Annotated in this window: 7 protein-coding genes; all 7 read right to left on the bottom strand. The window is 71.2% G+C overall.

Annotation, left to right across the window (positions count from 1 at the left end; genetic code table 11):
- Window positions 1–191 precede the first annotated feature (191 nt).
- The 7 genes from AC08OT_RS16555 to sppA all read right to left on the bottom strand — a co-directional run bounded on the left by AC08OT_RS16555 (window position 192) and on the right by sppA (window position 8,637).
- Window positions 192–1,712 (bottom strand): NAD(P)/FAD-dependent oxidoreductase, encoded by a 1,521-nt coding sequence (locus AC08OT_RS16555; protein ID WP_476594774.1) that lies wholly within the window; start codon window positions 1,710–1,712, stop codon window positions 192–194.
- Between the two features lie 168 nt (window positions 1,713–1,880).
- Window positions 1,881–2,678 (bottom strand): uracil-DNA glycosylase, encoded by a 798-nt coding sequence (locus tag AC08OT_RS16550; RefSeq protein ID WP_476594775.1) that lies wholly within the window; start codon window positions 2,676–2,678, stop codon window positions 1,881–1,883.
- 88 nt (window positions 2,679–2,766) lie between these two features.
- A complete protein-coding gene (locus AC08OT_RS16545; RefSeq protein ID WP_476594373.1) occupies window positions 2,767–3,831 on the bottom strand; it encodes a Ppx/GppA phosphatase family protein in 1,065 nt (354 codons plus the stop codon).
- Window positions 3,832–3,856: 25 nt separating this feature from the next.
- Entirely contained in the window at window positions 3,857–4,483 is a 627-nt protein-coding gene (locus AC08OT_RS16540; RefSeq protein ID WP_476594374.1) for a DUF501 domain-containing protein, read from the bottom strand.
- Between the two features lie 87 nt (window positions 4,484–4,570).
- Window positions 4,571–4,945, bottom strand: a complete 375-nt coding sequence (locus AC08OT_RS16535) for an FtsB family cell division protein (RefSeq protein ID WP_462185955.1) — start codon at window positions 4,943–4,945, stop codon at window positions 4,571–4,573.
- A gap of 4 nt (window positions 4,946–4,949) precedes the next feature.
- Window positions 4,950–6,233, bottom strand: coding sequence for a phosphopyruvate hydratase (eno, locus tag AC08OT_RS16530; protein ID WP_476594375.1), 1,284 nt, complete (start codon window positions 6,231–6,233; stop codon window positions 4,950–4,952).
- A 391-nt stretch (window positions 6,234–6,624) separates the two neighbouring features.
- Window positions 6,625–8,637, bottom strand: coding sequence for a signal peptide peptidase SppA (sppA, locus tag AC08OT_RS16525; protein ID WP_476594376.1), 2,013 nt, complete (start codon window positions 8,635–8,637; stop codon window positions 6,625–6,627).
- Window positions 8,638–8,773 lie beyond the last annotated feature (136 nt).

The following is an 8,773-nucleotide window of genomic DNA, read 5'->3' as shown; positions in this document are numbered from 1 at the left end:
GCGAGTGGAACTACATGTTCACTTCCCGTAGACCCGACATAGAATAATCAAGTTATTTCAATGCAAATCCTAAAAGGCGGGCCCGCCGTCGGGTTTGGTCTTGACGGCCAGAGCGGAGACGCGGGAAAACACCCTCACCTAAGTGCCGCGAAGCCACGAGGGCCGGTGAACCGTCGCGACCGGGGGACGATTCACCGGCCGCGGGAGATCCTGCCGGCCGGTGCGGCCCGGACAACATCCTCACCCGGGGACGCGGCCTCACCGCCCTCGGCATCGCCGGCGGCGACGGCGGGCGCGGGGGCACCGGGAGCGGGGGGGCGAGTGGTCCCGTTCCGCCCGCTCGTCGTGGCCGTCGTGGCCGGAGTGCCGGGCGTGCCTGGGGAGATGGCCGCGGCGAACGCGGGCGGCATCGCCGCTCGGCGGAACTCGGCCCGGGGATCGGCGAAGGATCCGAGCGAGACGATCTCGCGGCGGAAGAACAGTGCCAACGACCAGTCTGCGACCACCCTGGTCTTGCGGTTGAGGGTGGGAACCCTGCCCAGGTGGTACGTCCGGTGCATGAACCAGGCGGGCCAGCCGCGCAGCTTGACCCCATAGACCTCGGCGACACCCTTATGCAGGCCCAGGGACGCCACGCTGCCGGCATAGCTGTGCTCGTACGGTTCGATGGGCTCGCCGCGCAGTTCGGCGAGGATGTTGAGAGCCAGCCGGCGGGCCTGGCGGACGGCGTGCTGGGCCGAGGGACTGGTTGTGACATCCTCGCCCCTGGTCAGGTCGGGCACGGCCGCGCAGTCACCCGCGGCCCACGCGTCACCCACCCCGTCGACCTGCAGGAAGACGGTCGCGCGCACCCGACCTTGATCGTCCAGGGGCAGATCCGTGTCGGCCAGCATCGGGTTCGCCCGCACCCCGGCCGTCCACACGATGGTGCCCGCGTCGAACTTCTCGCCGTTATTCAGTACAACCCGCCCACCGACCAGGCTCTCGACCCGCGTGTTCAACCTGACGTCGATACCCCGCTGCTCGAGCTGCCGGAGAGTATAAATCCCCATTTCGGGTGAAACCTCGGGAAGAATACGGCCGGCGGCTTCAACGAGGACCCACCGCATATCCGTCGGTTCCAGATCAGGATAGAAAGAACACGCATCGCGGGCCATGTCCTCCAACTCGGCAAGAGCCTCTATTCCGGCATATCCTCCACCGATGAAGAGAAAGGTCAGCGCCCGGCGCCGGACCGCGGGATCGGTCACCGAGGCGGCCGCGTCCAACCGGCTGATGACCTGATTACGGAGATAAATGGCCTCGGCCGCGCTCTTGAAGCCGATGCCCTGCTCCGCGAGCCCCGGGATCGGAAGGGTTCGCGCTACCGATCCTGGACACATCACCAAGATGTCGTATTTAAGATCAAATCTCTCGCCAAGGGATGGTTGGATCACAGCGGTCCGTGTCCCATGCGACACCTGAAGCGCGCTTCCACTGACAACCCGACAGCCCTTCAGGACCTTACGTAGCGGTACCACCACGTGCCGTGGCTCAAGGTTGCCGGCCGCCGCTTCCGGGAGGAAAGGCTGATAGGTCATGTACGAGTTGGGCTCGACGACTGTGACCGATGCCTCGCCCTGGCGCAGTTTCCGCCGCAGCCGCAGGGCCGTGTACATGCCGACGTATCCTCCGCCGACGATGAGGATGTGCGGTGGTTGCCCGTAGCCCATGGCAAAAACGTACCCACGAGGGCCGTGTTACACCCCGGTCTCGGGCTGGCCGCCCAGCTTTTTTCGTGACGCAGGACACGAATACCGGCGGTCTTCGGCCCGTGGTGCCGATGCGTCCGGACCGTGTTCCGGCTCACCTTCTGTGTCGACGGCCACAAGGACAAAGGCTTACCCGGCCCGCTCAACCACTTCCGCGAGCGCCGCCGCCGTGCCAAAAATCGTGTCAAGCATCACTTCGGTGACCCGGCCGGTGAAGGTGTTCTGTTGGCTTGGGTGATAGCAACCGACGACCGACACCCCGGATACGGGAAGTTCGGCCCGCACGCCGTGCCCGAACGACACCCGGCGCGGAGGAACCGGGAATCCGGCCTGGGCCAGGGCGGGCCACAGGGCGGACCAGGCGAATCCACCGAGGACGACCATGACCCGCAGGGTGGGCCGGACAAGCTCGAGGTCACGCACCAACCAGGGCCGGCAGGTGTCACGCTCCGTGGTGGTCGGCTTGTTCGCGGGCGGAGCGCAGCGGACGACGGCGACGATGCGCGTGGCCGTCAGACGCTGACCGTCCCCGGCGGACACCGAGGTCGGCAGCGCCGCCAGCCCGACGCGGTGCAACGAGGCGAACAGCCAGTCGCCGCTGCGGTCCCCGGTGAAGATGCGTCCGGTGCGGTTCCCTCCGTGGGCCGCGGGCGCCAGACCGACGACGAGGATCCGGGCGTCGCCCGGGCCGAACGAGGACACCGGACGCCCCCAGTAGGCCTGCTCGGCGAAGGCCGCCCGCCGCACCGCCGCGACTTCTTCCCGCCAAGTGACCAGGCGCGGGCAGGCCCGGCAGACGGGCATCCGGGCATCGAGCTCCCGGCTGCCCGTCGCGCCGGCGGCCAACGCGCGGGCCTCGGCCGGCGTGGCTGCGACCGGTGTGTCGGCGGCGGCGAGGTCCCCCGGCCAACCGCTTCCCGGCCGCACCGGGCCCCGTGACCGGACCGGGCCACCCGTCCCGCCCGTCACCCCGCCCCGCCGGTCCGCGTACAGCCGGTCCTCATACCAACGGTCCTCATACCGACGGGCCGGCGGTGACGGGCAACGCCGCCCGCTCGGGCCCGGTGACCGGGGCGCCCGGCGCGGCGGCTAGGGCCAGCGCTATCCCGTCGAGGATGTCGCGTTCGCTTGCCACCACCGCCGCGGCGCCCGTTCGCTCGACCAGGGTGCGCAGCACGAGCGCGCCGGCGGCGATAACGTCCACCCGACCCGGGTGCATCACCGGCAGGGCCGCGCGCTGGTCGTGCGTCATCCTCAGCAGCCGGTCCGTGACCTGCGCGACCTGCTCCGCCGCCGTCACGGACAGGTGGATGCGGGCCGGGTCGTACTCGGGGAGATCAGCCGCGAGGGCGGCGACCGTGGTGACGGTCCCCGCGACGCCGACCAGCGTCGCCGCCTCGGTCAGGGGCACGGTGCGGGCGGCGATGTCGAGTGCCGCGTGCACGTCGGCAACGATCGCCGCGGCCTGCGCGCCGGTCGGCGGATCATCGTGCAGGTGCCGCTCCGCCAGCCGCACGCATCCGACGTTCACCGAGCGGGCGGCCCGCACCCCGCTCGCGTCCCCGAGGACGAGTTCGGTCGAGCCGCCGCCGATGTCGGCGAGCAGGATCGGCGTGGCGACCGGGTCGGATCCCGCCGCGCCCGCCCCCGTCGACGCGCCCTCGACCGAACCGGCAAGCGAACCGGCAAGCGAACCGGCTCGGCCGACGAGGTCACCGATGGCGCCACCGAAGGACAGGGCCGCCTCCTCGTCCCCGCTGATCACCTCGGGGTCCACACCGAGGATTGCGCGGACCCCGGCGACGATCTCATGACGGTTGCGCGCGTCGCGGGTCGCGCTCGTGGCGACCATCCGCACCCGTGAGGCTCCCAGCCGCTCGATCTGCTCGGCATAGTCCCGCAGCGCGGTGAAGGTGCGGGCGAGCGCCTCCGGCGCGAGCTCACCGGTCCGGTCGACCCCGACCCCCAGCCGGACGATCTCCATCTGGCGGGTCAGCTCGTACAGGGTCGATCCCTCGACGTCCGCCACCAGCAGACGGATCGAGTTGGTTCCACAGTCGATCGCGGCGACCCGACTCACGGTCTCTCCTCCCCGGTCAAATCCCCTATCGGATCTCTATCGGATCCTCCGTCGGGTCCCCTATCGGATCCCCCTGTCGAACGACTGCCGGTCGGTCCGTCGCCCGCCGGCCCGCCGCCTGGGGCGGGTCCGGGCTGCGGGCCTCGTCGACGCCCGGACATCGGCCACCGGCCACGCACGGCCCCCGCCGCCCCCAGTCGGGAACAGCCGCAAGGGCCTCATCACCGAACGGATTGACTCCCGGACCCATGGCGAGACTGTGCGCTACGAGGACGTGCAGGCACTTGACCCGATCGGGCATGCCACCCGCGCTCGGGGCCGCGGGCAGCACCTCGTGCGCGTCGCGCCGGGCGAGGTAGTCCCGGTGGGCGGCGGCGTAGGCGGCGGCGAGCCGCGAATCCTCCGCCAGCCGGGCTGTCATCTCGCGCATCACCCCGGCCCCCTCCAGCCGCGAGATCGCCGACGCGGCCCGGGGGCAGGTGAGGTAGTACAGGGTCGGGAAGGGGGTGCCGCCGGCAAGCCGCGGTGCGGTCTCGACCACGTCGGGAAGACCGCACGAGCAGCGATGAGCCACCGCGAGGACGGCTCGCGGCTCGCGGGAGAGCTGACAGCGCACAATCTCGAGATCCTCGGCCGTCACCGCCGGTAGCATGCTCGCCCCCTCACCATCATCACCGTCCGCCAGGACCGTTCCTTCGCCCTTCGCCGCACCGGGGCCGGGGCTCCCGCCCCGTGACCGCTACGGCGTCGAGATCTCCGACCAGAGCCGGGCGTACCAGGCCGAACCCCCGGACGACCCGCCGCGGGTCTCGTCGCCGTCCTTGGTGGGTGCCGGTTTGATCGGCATCAGGTACGCCCGTTCACCGGGCTTGACGTAATGCAGCCGACGGCGCGCCTCGTCCTCGACCCAGGCCTGGTCGTCGTAGCGCTCGACCGTCGCCCGCAGCTCATGGACCCTCGCCTGGGCTTGCGCGTTGGTCCGGCTCAGCTCGGAGAGCTTGGCCTGCTGCTGCAGGTACAGCCGCAGCGGATAAGCGAGGGTCAGGACCAGCACGCAGATCACGACGGCGAGCAGGGTCGCCCTCGTGGTCAGCGCGGTGTTCCGCGGCGGCATGGGATCAGCCGGCCTGCCCGTGGCGGGGGAACGCAGCGGCGCCCGCGTACCGGGCCGCGTCGTCGAGTTCCTCCTCGATGCGCAGCAGCTGGTTGTACTTCGCGACCCGCTCCGAGCGCGCCGGGGCGCCAGTCTTGATCTGACCGCAGTCGACCGCGACGGCGAGGTCGGCGATGGTGGTGTCCTCGGTCTCGCCGGACCGGTGGGACATCATCGCCCGGTAGCCGCTACGGTGGGCCAGGTTCACCGCGTCAAGCGTCTCGGTCAGCGTGCCGATCTGGTTCACCTTCACCAGCAGGGCGTTCGCGGCCTTCAAGGCGATCCCGCGGGCCAGCCGCTCCGGGTTGGTCACGAACAGGTCGTCCCCGACGAGCTGCACCTTGCCACCGAGCCGCTCGGTGAGCGCCACCCAGCCGTCCCAGTCATCCTCGGCCAGCGGGTCCTCGATGGAGACGATCGGGTATGCGGAGACGAGCTCGGCATAGTAGTCGATCAGGTACTCGGCGCTACGCGAGTTGCCCTCGAAGGCGTACGACCCGTCCGCGTAGAACTCGGTGGAGGCGACGTCCAACGCCAGGGCGATGTCCGTCCCCAGGGCGAAGCCGGCCTTGTCGATCCCCTCGGCGATGAGGTCGAGAGCCTCGCGGTTGGTGGGCAGGCTCGGCGCGCAGCCGCCCTCGTCGCCCACGCCGGTCGCCAAGCCCCGCGCCTTCAGCACGCTCTTGAGCGCATGGTAAACTTCCGCACCCCAGCGCAGCGACTCGGCGAAGGTGCTCGCGCCGATCGGAGCAATCATGAACTCCTGGATATCGACGTTGGTGTCGGCGTGGGCACCACCGTTGAGGATGTTCATCATCGGCACCGGGAGCAGGTGCGCGGTCGGGCCTCCCAGGTACCGGAACAGCGGCAGGCCACTCGACGACGCCGCCGCCTTGGCCACCGCCAGGCTGACCCCGAGCAGGGCGTTGGCGCCGAGGGCCGACTTGCCCGGGGTGCCGTCGAGGTCGATGAGCGTCGCGTCGAGAAGACGCTGCTCGGTGGCCTCCAACTCCATAATCGCCGGACCGATCCGGTCGATTACCGCGGCCACGGCCTTGGTCACGCCCTTGCCGCCGTAGCGGTTGTCCCCGTCGCGCAGCTCGACAGCCTCGAAGGCGCCGGTGCTCGCCCCGCTGGGCACCGCGGCGCGGCCCAGCGTGCCGTCCTCCAGAACGACCTCGACCTCGACGGTGGGGTTGCCGCGCGAGTCAAGGATCTCGCGGGCTCCGACGGCCTCGATGGACGGCACGGCTTCGACCTCCGGTATGCGCTCTGACACGGAACGATGACGCGGTGGCAGCAGCGGACCGCCACGAGCCGGTGACCGGAAGCCACCACACCGCGGCAGGCCACCGGGGCAGACCCTGATGGCCTGCCGCGGATCGCAGCGCGGGACGAGCGGTGCCGTCCGGACGAAACCGGTCGCTGCGAGACTACCGTCGCCCCACGGCGACGCGACGCCGGTCCCGGCCCGGCGCGGCGCGTCCATTCACCCGCGGCGCGTCCATTCACCGGCCACCCGACGGTCATTCCACCGCCTGCCTGGCCGTCGGGCACCCGGACGTCGATCCTCCCGCGGACGGCGGTGTCACGCATCCCACAGGCCGGCGAGTTCGTTGTGGGCCACCGGTGCGGACCGGCTAACCGATCCGCCCGATCGGCGGCATGACCAGCGGACCGGCCGAGGGCAGACCGAGCCGCGCCGCCAGCGGTGCCAGCGCCCCCCAGCCCGGGACGAAGCCGGCACCGGGACCGGGGCCGAGCAGGCCCAGGGCGGACCCGGCCACCGACCCGGCCACGGACGCGGCGGCCCCGCGGTCCTCGCTGGACTTCGGCGACCGGACCCGTTCCAGCACCGACGGCTTGGGCGTCAGCCGCACCCGCGGGGTCTCACCGGCCGGCAGACCGGCGCGCGACCAGGCAAGTTCGATCGCCTGCGCCAACCCGCCGAGGACGTCCACCAAGCCGTGCGCATGGGCGTCCGCGCCGGTCCACACCCGGCCGCGGGCCAGCTGGTGCGCCTGGTCCCGGGACAGTCCGCGAGCGGTCGCTACCTTGTCGACGAAGTCGGCGTAGACCCGGTCCAGGAACTCCTCCAGCTTCTCCCGCTCCCCCGGGGTGAAGGGCCGCCGCGGCGACATCATCAGCGCATGCTCACCCTCCGCGACGGCACCGAAGCTCACTCCCACCTTGTCGAGCAGGCCGCTGATCACCTGCTTGCCGGCGAACACCCCGATCGAGCCGGTCAGCGTGCCGGGGTTCGCCACGATCGCATCGGATCCCAGGGCGACGAAGTAGCCACCAGAGGCCGCCACGTCACCCATCGAGACGATCAGCGGCCGACCGCTGGCCCGGAACCGCTCGGCCTCCCGGCGGACCAGGTCGGATGCGACGTAGGAACCCCCAGGGCTGCTCACCCGGAACACCGCCGCCGCCACCGCGGGATCACGCGCGGCGGAGCGGAAGGCCGCCGCGGTGGCCTCCGCGGCGAGCACCGGCCCGGAGAACGGACCCGGGGCACCGTGTCCGAGGACGACCGGCCCGGTCCCGTGGATGAGCGCGATGACCGCCTTCTTCGGGTCGCGATGCGGCGCCGTCACGGAGGGGGCCAGCGCACTCGTCCCGATGCCCGCGGCCTCGTCCGGGTGGAGGTGAGCCTCCCCGGCGCCGTCGGGACGGGAGCCGTCCCGATCATCGGGAGCCTCGCGGAAGAAGAAAGCCGCCGGGCCGCCGGCCGCCAGCGCCGCTACACGGCGCGCCGGGAACTTCTCCCACCGCTCGACGGACCGCCGGTAGGCGGAGGCGTACATCAGAACCGGCTCCGCGCCGGGCCCGCGGCGCGCATCGTCCCGGCCCGCGCCCTCCCCATCATCCTCGAATCCGGCCAACGGCCCCCGCGTCACCCGTTCCCGTGCCGCCGCGTACACCTCGTCGCGGTAGCCGAGACGGTCGACGAGACCGGTGTCGAGCGCGACGGACCCGGCCAGCGGTCCGAGATCGATCAGACGCCGGACCCGGTCGGTGGACAGCCCGCGTCCCTCGGCGATGCCGGCCACGATCTGGTCGGAGCTGGACTCGATGATCCGGCTGACCGCCTCCAGGTGCGCCGGGGTGAAGTCCCGCTCCACCAGCGTGTTGACGGCGTTCTTGTACTCGTACCGCTGGCCAATCTCGACGGAGATGCCGAGCCGGTCGAGCGCTCCTCGCAGGAACGGCGCCTCCATCCCGAGACCGGTCAGGCCGCAGTCACCGGGCGGGGCGAGCCAGATCTCGTCGAACGCGCAGGCCAGATAGTAGGGCGCCGTGCCGCCCCCGAACTCCCCGAAGGTGTCCGCGTAGGCGATGGCGGTGCCACCGGCCGCACGAAACGCGGCGATCGCGGCGCGAATCTCCTGGATACGTGCCAGCGGCATCCCGCAGGCGGCGATGTGCGCAACTACGACGGACACCCGGGGATCCTCGGTCGCGTACCGTAGGCCTTCGACAACATCCCGCAGGGTCGTCCGGCGCCGGGCGAGCGCCAGGGTGATCGGGTCGGTGGGGGCGCCTTCGATCGGGTCGACCGTCAGATCAAGTTCAAGGACGATCGGAGCCGTCCGCCGCGCCGCGATCTGGCGGACGTCGGCCAGCGCCTTACGTGGGATGGCAGCCATGCCCTCAGAGGCTAGTCTTCCCCCACACGGCGCCTTCGGCGCAGTGCGGGGACCCCTGGCACCAGGCGCCGTACGGGGTCTCCGTTCAGTCGCCTCCGGCGACCTCTCTGAGATAACCAACAGACAGCCCACGACG

It is taken from the genome of Frankia sp. CgJB1, assembly GCF_977947065.1.
Note: the sequence above shows the minus strand (reverse complement) of the source record. Positions and strands in the feature narration are given on the sequence as shown.